General features: G+C 30.7%; 15 protein-coding genes and 2 pseudogenes. 14 read left to right on the plus strand and 3 right to left on the minus strand.

The window, feature by feature from the left end; translation table 11 throughout:
* Positions 1–25: 25 nt before the first annotated feature.
* The 4 genes from DT250_RS30370 (at position 26) to DT250_RS30385 (ending at position 3,252) form a co-directional block, all read left to right on the plus strand.
* On the plus strand, positions 26–367 hold the full coding sequence (locus tag DT250_RS30370; RefSeq protein WP_149214292.1) for a PadR family transcriptional regulator: 342 nt from the start codon (positions 26–28) through the stop codon (positions 365–367).
* Complete coding sequence (locus DT250_RS30375) at positions 364–876, plus strand: hypothetical protein (protein WP_149214293.1); 513 nt, start codon at positions 364–366, stop codon at positions 874–876. Before DT250_RS30370 ends, DT250_RS30375 begins: the two co-directional genes overlap by 4 nt.
* The gene (locus DT250_RS30380) at positions 876–2,327 is read left to right on the plus strand and encodes a serine hydrolase domain-containing protein (RefSeq protein WP_149214294.1); all 1,452 of its coding nucleotides are present in this window, start codon (positions 876–878) and stop codon (positions 2,325–2,327) included. The genes DT250_RS30375 and DT250_RS30380 overlap by 1 nt, the downstream gene beginning before the upstream one ends.
* 115 nt (positions 2,328–2,442) lie before the next feature.
* Positions 2,443–3,252, plus strand: coding sequence for a MerR family transcriptional regulator (locus DT250_RS30385; RefSeq protein WP_149214295.1), 810 nt, complete (start codon positions 2,443–2,445; stop codon positions 3,250–3,252).
* A gap of 201 nt (positions 3,253–3,453) precedes the next feature.
* Here the strand turns inward: DT250_RS30385 and DT250_RS30390 are convergent, their stop codons facing one another.
* Positions 3,454–4,680 carry an MFS transporter gene (locus tag DT250_RS30390; RefSeq protein ID WP_088063534.1) on the minus strand — a complete coding sequence of 409 codons (1,227 nt, stop codon included), beginning with the start codon at positions 4,678–4,680 and terminating at the stop codon, positions 3,454–3,456.
* 134 nt (positions 4,681–4,814) lie between these two features.
* On the opposite strand from DT250_RS30390, the gene DT250_RS30395 reads away from it, so the two are divergent.
* The 6 genes and pseudogenes from DT250_RS30395 (at position 4,815) to DT250_RS30420 (ending at position 8,958) form a co-directional block, all read left to right on the plus strand.
* Positions 4,815–5,369: a D-glycero-alpha-D-manno-heptose-1,7-bisphosphate 7-phosphatase gene (locus DT250_RS30395; RefSeq protein WP_149214296.1), complete on the plus strand. Its 555-nt coding sequence runs from the start codon at positions 4,815–4,817 to the stop codon at positions 5,367–5,369.
* A gap of 49 nt (positions 5,370–5,418) precedes the next feature.
* Positions 5,419–5,994: an NUDIX hydrolase gene (locus DT250_RS30400; protein ID WP_149214297.1), complete on the plus strand. Its 576-nt coding sequence runs from the start codon at positions 5,419–5,421 to the stop codon at positions 5,992–5,994.
* A 66-nt stretch (positions 5,995–6,060) separates the two neighbouring features.
* Positions 6,061–6,223, plus strand: a pseudogene (locus DT250_RS30405) (winged helix-turn-helix transcriptional regulator); the annotation flags it as partial.
* A gap of 116 nt (positions 6,224–6,339) precedes the next feature.
* Complete coding sequence (locus tag DT250_RS30410; protein WP_149214298.1) at positions 6,340–7,092, plus strand: class I SAM-dependent methyltransferase; 753 nt, start codon at positions 6,340–6,342, stop codon at positions 7,090–7,092.
* Positions 7,093–7,297: 205 nt separating this feature from the next.
* On the plus strand, positions 7,298–8,092 hold the full coding sequence (locus DT250_RS30415) for a VOC family protein (RefSeq protein WP_149214299.1): 795 nt from the start codon (positions 7,298–7,300) through the stop codon (positions 8,090–8,092).
* Positions 8,093–8,208: 116 nt separating this feature from the next.
* A complete protein-coding gene (locus tag DT250_RS30420) occupies positions 8,209–8,958 on the plus strand; it encodes an aminoglycoside phosphotransferase family protein (RefSeq protein ID WP_088063539.1) in 750 nt (249 codons plus the stop codon).
* Positions 8,959–9,041: 83 nt separating this feature from the next.
* Here the strand turns inward: DT250_RS30420 and DT250_RS30425 are convergent, their stop codons facing one another.
* Positions 9,042–9,989: a phosphotransferase enzyme family protein gene (locus DT250_RS30425; protein WP_149214300.1), complete on the minus strand. Its 948-nt coding sequence runs from the start codon at positions 9,987–9,989 to the stop codon at positions 9,042–9,044.
* A 329-nt stretch (positions 9,990–10,318) separates the two neighbouring features.
* Here DT250_RS30425 and DT250_RS30430 point away from each other — a divergent pair, with 329 nt between their 5' ends.
* Positions 10,319–11,413 carry a helix-turn-helix domain-containing protein gene (locus DT250_RS30430; protein WP_149214301.1) on the plus strand — a complete coding sequence of 365 codons (1,095 nt, stop codon included), beginning with the start codon at positions 10,319–10,321 and terminating at the stop codon, positions 11,411–11,413.
* Positions 11,414–11,427: 14 nt separating this feature from the next.
* Here DT250_RS30430 and DT250_RS30435 read toward each other — a convergent pair whose 3' ends face one another.
* Entirely contained in the window at positions 11,428–13,119 is a 1,692-nt protein-coding gene (locus tag DT250_RS30435) for a M3 family oligoendopeptidase (protein WP_149214302.1), read from the minus strand.
* Between the two features lie 175 nt (positions 13,120–13,294).
* Here DT250_RS30435 and DT250_RS30440 point away from each other — a divergent pair, with 175 nt between their 5' ends.
* The 3 genes and pseudogenes from DT250_RS30440 (at position 13,295) to DT250_RS30450 (ending at position 16,115) form a co-directional block, all read left to right on the plus strand.
* The gene (locus DT250_RS30440; protein ID WP_149214303.1) at positions 13,295–14,689 is read left to right on the plus strand and encodes an aminotransferase-like domain-containing protein; all 1,395 of its coding nucleotides are present in this window, start codon (positions 13,295–13,297) and stop codon (positions 14,687–14,689) included.
* A gap of 85 nt (positions 14,690–14,774) precedes the next feature.
* Positions 14,775–15,089 (plus strand): annotated as a pseudogene (locus DT250_RS30445) (helix-turn-helix domain-containing protein); the annotation flags it as partial.
* Between the two features lie 63 nt (positions 15,090–15,152).
* The gene (locus DT250_RS30450; protein ID WP_149214304.1) at positions 15,153–16,115 is read left to right on the plus strand and encodes a helix-turn-helix transcriptional regulator; all 963 of its coding nucleotides are present in this window, start codon (positions 15,153–15,155) and stop codon (positions 16,113–16,115) included.
* The last annotated feature ends 9 nt before the right edge of the window (positions 16,116–16,124 follow it).

Raw genomic sequence — 16,124 nt, forward strand, 5'->3', positions numbered from 1 at the left:
TATATATTTCTGTTAAATTTATCCTATGGATAGAACAAGTTTAATTAAAGGTCATTTAGAAATGTGTGTATTATCTATTTTGTCGAAAAAGAAAAGTTATGGTTATGAGATTATGAAAGAACTTGAAGTAAACAATTTAAAATTGAAAGGAGTAGGAAGTATTTACCCCATATTAACTAAGTTGAAAAATCAAGAGTGGGTTAATACTTATCAAGTAGTAACAGACAATGGTAAAGTTAGGATTTATTATGAAATTAATGAAAACGGAAAAATACGTCTTGAGAAGAAAATTAACGAGTGGTTAGAATTGCAATCGGATATTCAAACATTATTAAAAAGTGGTTTGAAAGGAGACCTTCTGAAATGAGGAATAGATTGATAGGTAAAGAAAAGCAATTTTTAACAGACGTACTTAAGGAATTAAAGCGATACGATATTAGTTTAGAAGAAATGGAAAATGTAAAGCGACAAATATTAGAACATATTCAAGAATGTCGTGAACATGGTGAAGATAGTATAGATGATTTAGGTACACCCCAATTATTTGTTCAAGATTATTTAGAAATAAATGAAATTGATTTACAAGTTAAAATGAAACAACTTAAAAATAAAAAGGGTAAATTAAACACATCTATGTTACGCGGCATATTCATCGCAGTTATTACTTACCTCATCTCGCAAACTACATTCACAATATTTTTAACTAGATCATTTGATCCAACTAATAGTAAAAATACATTTCAGTATAATCTTTTATATCGTATTTCAGAAAATCAATGGTGGAATTCATTATTAATAATGATTAGTTTTATGCTCTCTGTAGCAGTATTTATTAGTTTAGTAAGTTATAAAAAAAGAAAGCTGTCTAAAGCATAATGAAGAATACGATCTATAAACTGTCTCTAATTTATATTCTTTGTAATGTATTAATGTTATGTATTACAGATCCAAAAGTTTACGCTCAGCAAAATATTAAAATTGCATTAGATAAGTATATTGAAAAATTTATAAAGGAACAGAACATTCCGGGAGCTTCTGTTGCAATTGTACATAATAAGGATGTATTCTTCACAAAAACGATGGGGATTACTGGAGAATCTGAAAAAAAGGTAACTAGTAAAACCCCATTTGCAATCGGCTCAATAAGTAAATCTTTAACAGCTTTAGCTATAGTGAAATTAATAGAAGATAAAAAAATAAAATTAGAGGATGCAGTTCAACGATACCTCCCCTGGTTTAAACTAAAAGATTCTCAAATATCCTCAACTATAACAATCCAACATCTACTAACTCATACAAGTGGAATAAGCACATATGAGGGCTTATCATTATCGGATAAGCAATCCAAAAGTTCTACAGCATTAAAAGAAAGTGTAATGAAACTTTCAAATGTAAAATTAACTGCTCCACCAGGTGAAAAATATCAATATAGTAATGCGAATTATATAATACTTGGTGCACTTATTGAGGCCGTTACAAATGAAACATTTTCATCATATATGGAAAAGCACATTTTTCAGCCATTAAATATGAATGGTGCGGCAGCAAGTAAAGAGACTGCATATGAAAAAGGTTATTTAACAGGTTATCAGTCTTGGTTTGGCATACCGAAAAAAAGTATAGTCGCCTATGATAATGCCGGGGCACCGTATGGCTATATTACTGCAAATTTAGAAGATATGATTCAGTATACTATGTTTTTGAATCGGTCAGAGGATGCTCATTTCTTAAAGCAAGAAAACATGGATCTTTACCTTTCACCACTTTATAAAATAAATTCAGAAAAAAGTTATGGTTTTGGATTAAGAACAGCAAATATAAATGAAAGCAACACGATGATTTGGCATTCAGGATCAACGCCCGATGCTCGTGCAGAAATATTTATTTTAAATAAAAGTGGCTGGAGTGGTGTGATTTTAACAAATAAAAATCATGTTTTAGAAGAATCAGCACTATCGGTATTGAAAAATGGGATTATTAGTATTTTGAATGGAGAAGAACCGGTTAATTCCCCTAAAAACATACCATTTACACAAATTATTTTGTTGATAGTTACACTTATACTTTTCATAATATCATTTATGTTAATTAAAAAGTATAAACATATGAAAACTGCAAAAAAGGTAATTTGGTTATCCATAGGGATTCTATACCTACTATTATTTATTACGTTCATCCCAATTCTTACTTATAGTACAAGATCACCATGGCGCACGATTAAAATGTTTGCGCCAGACGTAGCTTTATTTACAAGTATTATTGTAACTTTATTAGCTGTGAACGGGCTAATTTCAATCTTTATAGCCTTAAGGAGGAAAAAGGTATAAAGGTAAATAATTAAAGAAATATAATTTAAGCGTTATAAACAGTTGACTCTCACACGATGTCATTGTTTAAGATGAAGTTGAGCTTCGAAGTAGATGTAATTCATAGGAGGAAAACATGTTTAAAATAGGGGATTTTTCAAAACTATCTTCCATTAGTATACGTATGTTGAGACACTACGATAAAGTGGAATTATTACAGCCAGTAAAAGTCGATGAGCAAAGTGGATATCGATACTATTCAGCAGCCCAATTGAAAAAAGTAAATCGAATTCAAACGTTAAAAGATATGGGATTTAATATTGCTACTATTAAAGAAATAGTAGAATCCGATAATATAGATGGTATTAAGGAACAATTTTTAAATCGTAGTGCTCAAATTAAGGAAAACATGAATAACCTCCAAAAACAATTACGTCTTCTCGAAGCCTCAATGAAAACGATGAGAGAGGATGTTGTTGAGATGAACTATCATGTTTCAATAAAAGAAATTCCAGAAAGAAATGTAGCTAGTGTTAGAAAGATTATTCCATCGTATAATTGCGAAGGGGATGTATGGAGTATATTAATGCAAGAAATTCATATGAAAAATATTAGTATTGCTCATCCGAGTTATAGTATTGCGGTTTTCCATGATCGTGAATACAAAGAAAATGATTTGGATGTAGAAATACAGCTAAGTATTTTAGGAAAACATGAAAATACAAATGATGTTACATTTAAAAATATTGAATCAACTCATGTGGCGTCTATAACAGTTAATGGAAGTTATGAACAAATGACAGCTGTAAATGAGGCTGCAGCAAAATGGATTGAGACAGAAGGTTACGAATTAGCAGGCCCGATGTTTAACATTTATCATGTGAGCCCAGCGATGGAATCGGATCCTAATAAGTGGGTTACAGAAGTTTGTTATCCAGTAAAATGATGATAAAGAAAAAAGGCATATACATAATGCCTTTTTTCTTTATCAATTTATCCATAAATATCAAGAGAAATTATTTCTTGATTCGATTCATCAATGACTAGCACAATTTTCTTTGCAAATCTACAAAATTAGCGCATTGTAATAGATATTTAAGTTTCTCAATTTCAATTAACCAATCATACATAATTATCTTTCCTTCCATCATAGTTTTCGTATCGGACTATAAAGTGCAATAACAACTTCAAGCAGCTTCGTGAAAGCAGCTAAAACAAATACAAGTACTGGATTATAGGCTGAAATAATACCTCCTACTAATGCCCCGAGTGGCATAGCTAATCGTGTAAGTACACGCGAAAATCCTAAAACCCTTCCTTGCATATTTGATGGAACGGTTTCTTGGCGAACTGTGGCTACAATTGTATTCCATGCAATATTGCAAGTCATTGCAATACCGAAAGCAATGCCGGGAGCAAGCCAATATGTGCTCCAAAGCGCAAAAGTTAAGCCGATTGCTCCAGCGAATAGGAGTAAAGGAATTAGAAGGCCGCGCTGCAACCTCTTTTCTAAAGGAACTGCAATCAAGCTTCCTAAAAGACCACCTATTCCAATTAATGTATAATTAAAACCACTTTGTTCCGGGGTAAGTTGTAATGTGGATAATAAATAATACATGAATATACCTAATACCGCACTTGCACCAAAGTTTCCTATCATAGCTTGAAAAGATAAAGCTAAATTTAAGCGATCATTTTTGAGCCATTTAAATCCATTAACTAAATCAGCTAGTACATTTTGAAGTGCATTTTTATCTTCGCATTTCTTGTTTACGGTTTTCATAGACGGTAATAATATCACAGCAACTAATGTTGCAATAAATGAAAGAACATTAATCCAAAGCACCTGAAAGCCGCCAATAAAAGAAATGAAAATCCCAGCTATAATTGGACCAAACAAACTAGCCAATTGATTGATCATTTGATAGAAAGAATTAGCTTTTGTTAATGATGCACCTGCAATGTGTGGAATGACTGTAACAGTTGTTACATCAAAAAGCATAGACATAACTGCTAAGATAAAAGTAATTACGTATAAATGCCAGATCTCTAATAGATGTAATGCGTGTAGAATTGGTACGAGACTTACTAAAATAATATTGGTAATATCAGCTATCCAAAGTAACTTTTTTCGATCGTATCGATCAATTATTACACCAACTAAAGGGCCGAATAAAACAATTGGCAATACATTAATAGCAAATAAAGAACTCATAATTACAGCTGAACCGGTTAATTGATAGGCAATCCAAGGCAATGCAAAAGTATATAGTGAATCCCCAATTCGTGAAATGAGTAAACCAAAAATGAAAATCTTGTATTCTTTAGAGAAAGTTGTCTTAATGGTAAGCCTGCGTTCTAGTATAAATTTCACAACTTTTTGAACCACCTTTATTATAGAGGAATTTGAAAATCATCCGTCCAATACTTGTTATATATAGAATTCTGTAATTTTTAGATGAATCCTACTTTTTAGAGGTATTTTTAAACTTTAAGGAGGAAATAAAAATGAAGGCAGTATTTTTAGATAGAGATGGAACAATTGGAGGGACAGGTGGAGGAGTTCACCCGAATGAATTTACAATATTTGATTTTGCACCTAAAGCAATTCAAAGGTTAAATAACTTAGAATTAAAAGTGTTTTTATATACAAATCAAACTAGAATTGGAAGGGGATATTTTACCGAAAAAGAACTGTTTAAAGGATTTCAAAAGATGCAACAAATTTTAAAAGATGAAGGTGTATATATAGATGGAATGTACTATTGTCCACATAAAATAAATAGTAGTTGCGACTGCCAAAAACCGAATATAGGTTTACTTTTAAAAGCAGCAGAAAAACATGATTTATGCTTAAAAGAATGTTTTCTTATTGGAGATACAGGGAGTACAGATATGTTTGCAGCTGAAAGGGCTAATATGAAAAAGATTTTAGTGAGAACAGGATGGGGAGAAAGTTCATTAACAAAGTATAGAAATTTGTGGGAAGAAGTGGTATATGATTATATAGCGCAAAATCTAGTTGATGCTGTGAATTGGATTGAAGATCATTTAAATACATAATAAAATTATAGTAAACTATCTTATTCAAAGATTCTTAGGAGGTAGAATATTGATACATATAAATAAGAATGTAAGAACATCTGGTGCGTATGTAATGTATAAAAATTTAATTGTTTTTCAGGTTGGACCAACGAGTAAAGGAGATACATTAGGTGTAGTAAGGCTTGGAGGAGATAAAGAAGATGAAGAAACAGCAGTAGAAACTGCTAAAAGAGAAGTGAGAGAAGAAGCTACTATTGATATTACTATTTTGAGTTCACCAAGTACATACTACAAACAGAATTGGAATGCACAATCAAAGAAAATAAAAGTAGAAAATGAAATCGATCCAATATTAATTATTGATAGTCCAGATGAAACTTTATCTATTATGTATATGGCATATTCAGAAAATGAACCAACTCCATCTTCTGAAACGAACGGGCTCTTATTACTTTCAGTAAGTGATATTAGACTTATTTGTAGTAAGGCAATCACACTAAACGATTATATTAAGCAAGGTGGAATAGCCATATTGAAAGAAAAAATGGATAAAGAATTAATCTTAAAACCTTTTCCGCAACTTTTGTTTTTAGCAGAACTTTTAAAAAAGGACCCTGTATTACTTCAGCAGTTTCTAAATTAGGATTATAAATCCACATTTATAAGGGGCTTTTTAATCCTAGATATATCTCAAGGAACTTAAGTGGGATTGGAACGAGATCAATTAATAACCGGGAAATTCCTCAAGAAATAGCACCTAAAGTGGAATATAGCTTATCTAAACATGGAAAATCAGTAAGCGCTGTTTTGAGTAGTTTGTGTGGTAGTGGGAAAGGAGGCATTTAGAATGTACAAATAGTAATAGATTATAAAAACGTTATGTAAACTAAATATGGTGTTTGGAATGTTTTTCTGAAATTTTATATTTTGTAATATATAATTAACTAATAAGTTTATGATTACATATCACTAAAGGGGAAAACAAAAAATGAACGAATTAGAGTACAAAAACTTTTATGATAAAGTAGGAAGATTAAATGGATGGGATTTTAGTAAAATAAAATGTGAAACTGTAGGAGATTCATGGGACTTTTATAGAGAGGTAAAAGAAAGATGCAAGCCATCACATATTTTACTAGATGTTGGTACAGGTGGAGGAGAAAATGTACTTAACATAGCATCTTCGGCTAAATTGTTAGTTGGAATAGATAATTCTGACGGAATGATTGAAAAAGCACATTCCAATTTGAGAAAATCAAATGTACAAAATGTTGAGTTTCTTCAAATGGATTCTGAAGTTTTAATGTTTCCACATGCGTATTTTGATATTGCTTCTAGTTGTCACGCTCCGTTTATAGCATCCGAATTAGCAAAAGTAATGAAAAAAGGTGCTTTGTTTTTAACACAACAAGTTAGTGAACATGATAAATTGAACTTGAAAGAGGCATTTGGAAGAGGACAATGCTTTGGTGAAAGAGATGGAACTTTAAAAGAAAAGTATATGGGTGAACTTAGTAGTGCAGGATTTGAACTCGTGCAAGTACGTGAATATAATATTATTGATTATTACAGTTCGCCTGAAGATCTTATTTTCTTGTTAAAACATACACCTATTATTCCTAGATTTGGAGAAGAGGAAGAGGATTTTACTATTTTACAAAAGTTCATTGACGCAAATAGTTCTGAAAAAGGGATTCGTACGAATTCAAAAAGGTTTATGATTATTGCTGTAAAATCATAATATGTTCTATTGTAAAAGTTGCTTTTCGTTTAAGGAAAGGTAGCTTTTTTGTATGGAAACAATACTATATTAACAATGAAAGAAGCTAAAATAGTCATACTAAAGTTGTAGTTTTTATTTAAAAAATCCATCCTTCCGTTTGATTCTATCTGTTTATAAGTGTAATACAATACGAATAGATAATAAGAAACAGGGGGAATGTAACGTGATTACACATATATCAGATATAAAACTACAAACGGTTTCCATAGAGGGGGCAAAACAAGTTTATAAGGATATATTATCTTTTCCAATAAAAAAAGAAACGGCATCATTTATTCAATTTGAAGTAATACCCTATACAACCATTAGTTTTCAAGAAGTATATGAACCAATCGCTCCTGCACATTTCGCTTTTGAGATTCCATATTCAAAATTTCATGAAACAGCAAGATGGCTAAAGTATTCTGGATTACTCATTGTGAAATGGCAAAATGGAAATGTAATTGGTGAAGGGAATGATCTATTCAATGTATACTTTAAAGACGGAGATGGAAATCTACTCGAAATTATCGCACATAGTTATGTTAAAGAAGATGTATTAGTACCGCATTCCCCTTTAAACATTTTATATGTAAGGGAAATCGGGCTTCCCGTTAAAAGTGTACCTGTATTTACAGAGTGGCTAAAATCAAATCTTAATATGAAAACGATGGAAGATGGGGATATTTTCAACTTTGTTATAGGTGGCACTGCATACATCGTTGCTACTTGGTGGCAGCGGCCTTGGATTCCGATTGCGATGAAAGCTTTACCACCGAAAGTACACGTTTCTTTCGGAACACCAGATCTTGCATTTTTACAGAAAATTCAAATTAATTTTAAGAGAAATAGTGTACCATTTCAATGTAAACATAATGAAGTATCATTTATTGAGCAAGGATATGCATTTTCAATTGTGCATACACCACATTTTCCTTCCGATATTCCTAGTAAATTAAACTTACCACTTTCTATTTAAGGATAGAAAGTGGTAAGTTTTTTATATTTTCTTAGGGAAGGGTTTCCGCATAATTACACTGAATTTATATAGGAGTATAAGGTGTCAGCTTAATTTACAATAAGGAGAGAAATGAATTGAATTTAGGAAATCCGATAGCTAAAGGGAATACAGCGGCAATCTATCTCTATGATAGTAAGGTTGTAAAATTATTTAAAGAATATCTTCCAGATACAGAGTCTATAAATGAAGCAAAAAAACAAAAATATGCGTATTCATGCGGACTATCAGTTCCAAACGTATTTGAAGTGACAAAGATACAAAATAGACAGGCAATTATTATGGAATACGTAAAAGGTGACAGTATAGGTGATCTCCTGTTTAATAATCTAAATGAGTCAGAACATTACATAAATATTTGTGTGAATGAACAAAAAAAGATTCATGCTATTCGTGTGAACACAGATGAAATAGAATCAATGAGAGAAAGATTAGAGCGACAAATTAAATCTGTTTATAAATTGGATGAAAAAGAAAAGGGAAATATATTGAATACGTTACATTCAATCAAATTTGAACCTAGATTATGCCATGGCGATTTCCATCCATTTAATCTAATTTTGAGTGAAAAGAATGTAAATATTATAGACTGGGTAGATGCTTGTTCAGGTGATATTCGTGCAGATGTGTTTCGTACATATTTATTGTATGCGCAGTCTCATATAGAATTAGCAGAAATGTATTTACAAATATATTGCAGTAATACCGATCTAACAAGAGATGAGATCTTTCAATGGGCCCCTATTATGATTGCAGCTAGATTTTCTGAGAAAGTATCTCCGCAAAATGAAGTGTATGTAAACAGATTATTGACTAAGTATGTATAAGTAATAAAACAAGGCTGTTTAGTAGCCAATTAATAAATGCTGTTGTTTAACTAAAGTTCCCTTGTAGTTAAACAACAGCATTTTTAAACATTGATATAGGTATATTTATTTTCGATCTTCATCCTATAAAGGTTCATTATTCGTACTTGGTCCTCAGTTAATTCTTCTTTATCCCAATACATATGCATTAAGCTATATTCAAAAATCTCCTTTAATTTTATAAACAATGGAAACCTGTCTATCATCTCTTTTGGTAGTTCATTTTCCTCTTGATACCCGGCAAATAGTGCTTTTGTAATAGAATGTTCATAGTCTGCTATATTCCCATTTCCAGCAAATGAATATTCTATCGCACTATAAATAGGAACGGCTAAATCAAATATGTAAAAATGTTTTTCACAGTCTTGAAAATCAATCATTGTTAAGTTTGAATTGTTTTCAACTAAAATGTTTTCTAACCATAAATCACCGTGAATTAAGCCGTAATTTGAAGTGGATTTTTGTAGCTTTTTTATAGAAGTTAAAACGTCAGATGCAATTTCTCTTATAGTAGTTTCTTCTTTAGGGATATACTTAAGAAAATTATACTCTTCATTTTCATACCAATCGTTTATATGTTTAACCGGTTTAGTCTTTTCAAAGCTTTTAGAAATACGATGTAATTTTCCAATTTGTTTACCAAGCTTTCTAAATATATTAGAATTCCATTCGTACCTTGGTAAATGTATGCCAGGCGCAGCTTTATATAATACAGCAAAAATCTCCTTGTCTAATGTTAACTTTTCTACTAAATTCTTATTAAGAGAAGGTATTATTGGAGGAACTGCTAAACCATTTTCATATAAAAAGTTCGTATATGCAACTTCTTCTAATTGTTCTTCATATTTTTTGTAGTTTGTAATTCTAATGAAGTATGAACCTAGTTTTGTAAGACATTGATACATTTCATTCGTTATAGGTTTAATGTTAATAAAATTTAATGGATATCGTTCATTTATTAATTGGAGTATTTCTTTTTCTAGCTCGTTCATTGTAGCGTCCTTTCCAAACTTATATTTTTTAACTAGAGAACTAAAAGAATCTTAATTTACAAAATTCGTGTTTAATAGTTGAAATCCTTTAAAATAAAATATGATGTAAATTGACTTTTAAAAAGTGGTAAGGTGTATCCATCATACTAATTAACGCTAAATTGAAAAGTTAATAGAATGTATCAAAAAATAAGATAGCTAAAAAAATAAAATTAATACTTACATATAAATTTTGAAAATCTTAGAGAATGGCTCATGTTATAAAACACAAGAAATATCAAAAGAAAGAAACGAACCTCTTTTATTATTATAAATAAGGAGTGAAGGAAATGAATGAACATATACAGAAGATGATTGATTGGATTGAGAGCAATTTAAAAGAAGGATTTTCATTAAATGAATTATCGCGTTATATGGGTTATTCTCCGTATTACTGTTCTTTTAGATTTCACCAAGTAACAGGCATTAGTATTAGGCGCTATATTCTTTTAAGAAGACTGTATTTATCTACGGAGGATTTGAAGAATGATAGAAAGATAATAGATATTGCATTAGATTATGATTATTCTTCGCAAGAGGCTTATAGTAGAGCTTTCAAAAATGTTTTTGGAATGAATCCAAGAGAATATCAACTTAACAACATGCCTATTCAATCATTTGTTAAACTCAATATAAATAAAGAAGGGGAGTTTAAAATGAATATTTCTAGAAAATTTGAGGTTGAGCAGTTACGTAGCAATAATAATGAGTTGTTTGATAAAGATGTATTAAACATATTGAATGGTCAAATGATGTATGAAGAATTTAAAGCTGAAAAGCTAATGGGTGAGTCTGATTACGCTCCATTTAACGAAGCAATTTGTGTAAACACGGCTACTACACGAGTTTTTAATGAAGAGTTTATTAATATAAGAGCAGAAGGACACAACAGTTCAGTAGAAAGTTATACAAAAAAGGTTATAGATCCGTTAGAAAATCTTTTTACAAAAAAGTATAAATGTATTGTTTTATGGTTCGGTGAAGATATGTTTTGCCAAATGAATCTACTTACTTTACTTTCATACCTTGAACAGTCTTGCTATGAAGGGAAAGTATACTTAAATAACTTCAGAGAAGATGAATTTAAAGTAAATCAAATTGAACTTGAATTGGGGAATTATTCTTCTATATACAATGAAGTATTAGTAAACCATAAAAAAACATCCTATAAAGTACCACCTGTAATGTATCAGGCTATAGACTTATATTTAGAAATGCTAAAAGAAGATAATATCGTAATGAAATTCATCTCTAAAAATCAAGGTTTATCAAATCATGAATTATTAATAAAGTTGTTTCAAATTTTTCCAACAATCGGATATGGTGATTCTCAGTACATAGAATTAATAAATAAAATAAAGAAGAAAGCTGAACCTAAAATATAGGAACAGCTTCCTTCTTATAATTGTTTAAGTGACTCTAATTCGCCCTCTACAAATAACATTAGTTCTTTAATTGTTTCGCCAGAAAAATCAAAACGAATGCCAGCCGCTTCATATATTTCCGGTAAAGATTTAGAGCTACCTAATGATAAAGCTTTTTTATAATTTTCTATTGCTTGTTTAGGGTTTTCTTTATATTGTTTATACATTTGTAGTGCACCAAGTTGTGCGATAGCGTATTCGATGTAATAGAATGGTAATTCAAATATGTGTAGTACAGGTAACCAGCTAGTTGCAATCCAATTTTCATACCCTTCAATATTTACGACGTTCGATTGGTATGTTTTATGTAATTCTAAATACTTTTCATTTCTTTCTTTAGCAGTATGATTAGGATTTTCATACATCCAATGTTGAAATTGATCAACGATAAGCATTTGTGGTAAGTACTTAACAATATCTTTAAAGAAATCTAATTTTGCTTTTATAAATTCTTCTGTATTCTCATAAAATGTATCCCAATACTCCATCGAAAATAATTCCATTGTCATGCTAGCAAGCTCAGCTGATTCGGAAGGGATTTCTAAATATTTTTGTAGCTCTAGTTGCTTCATACATTCATTATGAATACTATGGCCCATTTCATGGAGGAAAGTAGTAACGTCATAATGTGTATGATTGAGATTCATGAAAATAAAAGATAGTTGCGAAGCAGGTAAGTGTTCGCAAAATCCTCCAGGTCCTTTTCCTTTACGACTTTCTAAATCTAAGCAATTATTTTTATGCATACGGTCCAGTAATGTTGCAAATTCAGGGTCTAGTTTGTGTAAAACATGAGAACTTTTTTCGATTAAATCACTCGCGTCTTCGATTGGTTTTAATGCTTTTTGATTTGGTGCGGTTGCTTTTAGATCCCATGGACGAAGACTATCCACTTGAAGTTCAGATTTTTTCTCATTAAATATTTTATCGATAAGTGGTACTACGTATTTACGAATAGATTCAGCAAGCTCATAGCAATCTTCTGCTGTATAATCAAAACGTTCATGTTTTTTAAACATATAATCACGATAATTATGTAATTGAATGTTTTGCGCCTTTTGATGACGGATTGCGATTAATTCATTTAATATATTTTGTAATGTATCTTCAACAGATAAAAATGTTTCAGAAATGAGCGTTTTTGCTTTTTTTCGTATATGACGATCCGGATCTTGTAAGTAAGACTGTAGTTCAGTAATTGTTTTTTCTTCACCGTCCCATAGCGCGGTTAAACCACCGGTAATTTCGAAGTATTCGGTTACTAGTTTGTCTTCTCTTACTTCTAAATCAATGTTCTTTTCAAAAAATAAAGTCTGCGTATTCTTTATTTTTTTATCTAGTAAGCTATACGTTTTTGAATCAAGTTCCATTCGAAAAGGAGACTCTAAATATTTATTATCAAATGAATTTTGATAACGTTTCAAAAGAGGTCGTACATATTGTTGATCATATTCAAAAGTATCTTCTATTTTTTTATTATCTGTATTACATTGAAAGGCGATATAGTGCGATCTTAATTGTTCTTCAATTTCCCAAATGACTGTAGATTGTTTTTTTAACCAGTTTTCAAGCTCTAGTTTTGAAGAAATCTCTTCATTTAATAAAGTAGAAAGAGTCTTTTCTAATTCTAGAACGTTACTAATATCAATTGTATTTAAGCGCTGCATGACATATCCCTCACTTTTTATTTATTCATGGAGATATTCTATTTATTAATTGTAATTTCCTTGTTAAAAGAAGGAAATGTGAAATAATGTTAAAATTTAAAGTAATAGATGGAATGTATTTCTGTTTGCTTAAGAATGAGGAAACTTTTTAAGTCCTTGCATAAGGGGTGAAATAATGTATAAGTATTTACATATTTTTAATGATATAGAAAACATGATTCAACATGGAGAGATAAAAGAAGGAAAGAAACTACCGTCTATTCGGACACTCGTTACGAAATATGAATGCAATAAGGCGACAGTTATTCGGGCACTACATGAATTAGAAAAGCGTCATATTATTTATTCTGTCCCTCAAAGTGGATACTACGTTGTTCGAAAGTCAGGGAGTTTTGTAGAAAATGATGAGATAATTGATTTTGCTTCCTCAGCACCGGATCCAGATGTTTTTCCATATTTAGATTTTCAACATTGTATTAATAAAGCCATTGATACATATAAAAATGACCTGTTTGTATATGGGACGCCGAAAGGTTTACCATCTTTAATTCCGGTTATTCAAAAACAACTGGCAAACTATCAAGTTTTCACTAAAGAAGAGAATATTTTTATAACGTCAGGTGTACAGCAGGCGCTAGCAATATTAACTTCTATACCATTTCCAAATGAAAGTGAAACGATATTAATTGAACAACCAACATATCATCTATATATTGAATATCTAGAAATAAACAAAATTCCTGTAATCGGTATTAAACGTACGAATGAAGGTATTGACTTAAATGAATTGGAACGCATTTTTCGAACAGGTAAAATAAAATTCTTTTATACAATACCAAGATATCATCATCCACTTGGAACTTCTTACTCTAAAGATGAGAAAGAAAAAATCGTGCTACTGGCTAAGAAATATAATGTATTTATAGTGGAAGATGATTATTTAGCAGATTTAGAAATGGATTCAAAAGCAGATCCGTTATATAACTTGGATAATTGTAATCATGTAATATATTTAAAAAGTTATTCGAAGATTATTTTTCCAGGTTTACGGGTTGGAGTTGCGGTCATTCCGCCATCCATTGCAAATGATTTCCATAAATATAAAAAGATTTTAGATATTGATAGCCCAATGATATCTCAAGCTGCTTTAGAAATTTATATAAAGAGTGGCATGTTTGAACGTCATAAAAATAAAATTAAATCTTCCTATCACGATAGATCTAAAAAACTAGCAGAAACATTAGAAAGAACTCATAGTGAAAACCCGCTTTTATTTATATATAAAAAGCATAATACAATTGGAATCCATACTTGTTTAGAATTACAAAAAACGAGTATTTCCGAAATGTTTTTCCAAAGATTAAATGAAATGCAAATAAGTATTGATACTATTGATGAAAATTATATGAGAGGTTTTCCGAAAGAAAGACTATTAAAGTTAAACGTATCTAATGTAAAGGAAGATAGGATTGAAGTAGGAATTCGTAAAGTAATTGAGGAAATCAAACAAGTGGAACGTATAACCTTTCAATTTAAAAAAGAAAAAAATGAAAAAGGAGGTTTGTTGTGAGGCGCAAAATAATTCTCTTGTTTGTGTGTATCGCTATAATAATTGAAGCTATTGTTGTTACTAAATATTATAATAAAGATGATAATTAAAATCCTTCAAAGATACATGGCTAGATTTATTAGAAGATAATCCCTACAGCCAATTCTTAATTACGGTTATGGCGGTTGTAAACCAATTAGAACGTGATCTTATCCGTATGCGGCAGCGTGAAGGGATTGAACTGGCTAAGAAAGAAGGAAAGTTTAAAGGTCGGTTAAAGAAGTACCATAAAAATCATGCAGGAATGAATTATGCAGTAAAGCTTTATAAAGAGGTAGATATGACTGTAAATCAAATTTGTGAAATTACAAATGTGTCTAGGACCTCATTATATAGAAAGCTATCGGAAAGGAACAGTTGATGAGTTATACTAAAAATCAGAAATATATAATAGGGGATAAATTCCATAGAGAGGTGGAATTACATGCCTAAAATTGATAATATGTTAGCGATTTTATGGATGCTTCGATCAGGTAAAAAAATTACTGCAAAACAAATTTCAGAAAAGTTAGAGATGAATATAAGGACTGTGTATCGTTATATTGATACGATTTCAACAAGTGGTGTACCTATAATTTCAGAACCAGGACATAACGGTGGATACACTTTATTAAACAATTTTATTGAGGCTCCTCTTTTTTTTGATTTTGAAGAGCAAACTTCACTATTTCACGCTGCTGTTTTTGCAGAAGAAGCCGGATATTATGGAGGTGAAGCATTAAATAGGGCCATTTCAAAACTAAGTAAATACTCAAATCAAGAGCAGGAAGCAAAGATAAACCAACATTTAAGTAGTCTAGAAGTAATAAGTCGATTTAGTTCATCCTCTATGGAACATTTTTTGAAGGAATTGGAGCAGGCTGTAACTGACGGGTATTCAGTAAAAATTCTTTACTATAAAAGTGGCAAAAAGCAATTGAATTATAGATTGGTCGATCCGTACAGAATTATCTATTGGAATAATAAGTGGTATGTGATTGGATTTTGTCATCTTAGGAATGATATCCGTAGTTTTAGAGTAGATCGAATTGAAAGTTTAATGCTAACCGAAAATAAGTTTAACCAGCCAGAAAATTTTTCAGCACGTGACTTTTTTATAAAAAATCTTCTTCCAACTATAGAAGATAAGGAAGGGATTATTTCTTTGGTTATTAGTGGGGATAAAAGTGTATTGGCTGATATTTGCCAACATTGGTTTTTAGGACATTATTTACAAGAGCGGACTTCAAATCAAGCAGTTTTTCTTCTTGAAAAAGATATGATACATACATATGTACCTTATTTACTTTTACCGTACAATAAATCTATTAAAGTTATTGAGCCAATAAGTCTTAAGAAAAGACTTATTGAAGTACTGTCGGAATTAATAAAATTTTATGAAGTATGATAACTTCCC

The organism is Bacillus sp. AR2-1 (assembly GCF_008368755.1).
Classification (GTDB): domain Bacteria; phylum Bacillota; class Bacilli; order Bacillales; family Bacillaceae_G; genus Bacillus_A; species Bacillus_A wiedmannii.

Coding starts and splice junctions, on each gene's coding strand:
- DT250_RS30440 (WP_149214303.1), top strand. CDS start 13,295: ATGTATAAGTATTTACATATTTTTAATGATATAGAAAACATGATTCAA.
- DT250_RS30395 (WP_149214296.1), top strand. CDS start 4,815: ATGAAGGCAGTATTTTTAGATAGAGATGGAACAATTGGAGGGACAGGT.
- DT250_RS30375 (WP_149214293.1), top strand. CDS start 364: ATGAGGAATAGATTGATAGGTAAAGAAAAGCAATTTTTAACAGACGTA.
- DT250_RS30410 (WP_149214298.1), top strand. CDS start 6,340: ATGAACGAATTAGAGTACAAAAACTTTTATGATAAAGTAGGAAGATTA.
- DT250_RS30380 (WP_149214294.1), top strand. CDS start 876: ATGAAGAATACGATCTATAAACTGTCTCTAATTTATATTCTTTGTAAT.
- DT250_RS30385 (WP_149214295.1), top strand. CDS start 2,443: ATGTTTAAAATAGGGGATTTTTCAAAACTATCTTCCATTAGTATACGT.
- DT250_RS30425 (WP_149214300.1), bottom strand. CDS start 9,989: ATGAACGAGCTAGAAAAAGAAATACTCCAATTAATAAATGAACGATAT.
- DT250_RS30370 (WP_149214292.1), top strand. CDS start 26: ATGGATAGAACAAGTTTAATTAAAGGTCATTTAGAAATGTGTGTATTA.
- DT250_RS30430 (WP_149214301.1), top strand. CDS start 10,319: ATGAATGAACATATACAGAAGATGATTGATTGGATTGAGAGCAATTTA.
- DT250_RS30450 (WP_149214304.1), top strand. CDS start 15,153: ATGCCTAAAATTGATAATATGTTAGCGATTTTATGGATGCTTCGATCA.
- DT250_RS30435 (WP_149214302.1), bottom strand. CDS start 13,119: ATGCAGCGCTTAAATACAATTGATATTAGTAACGTTCTAGAATTAGAA.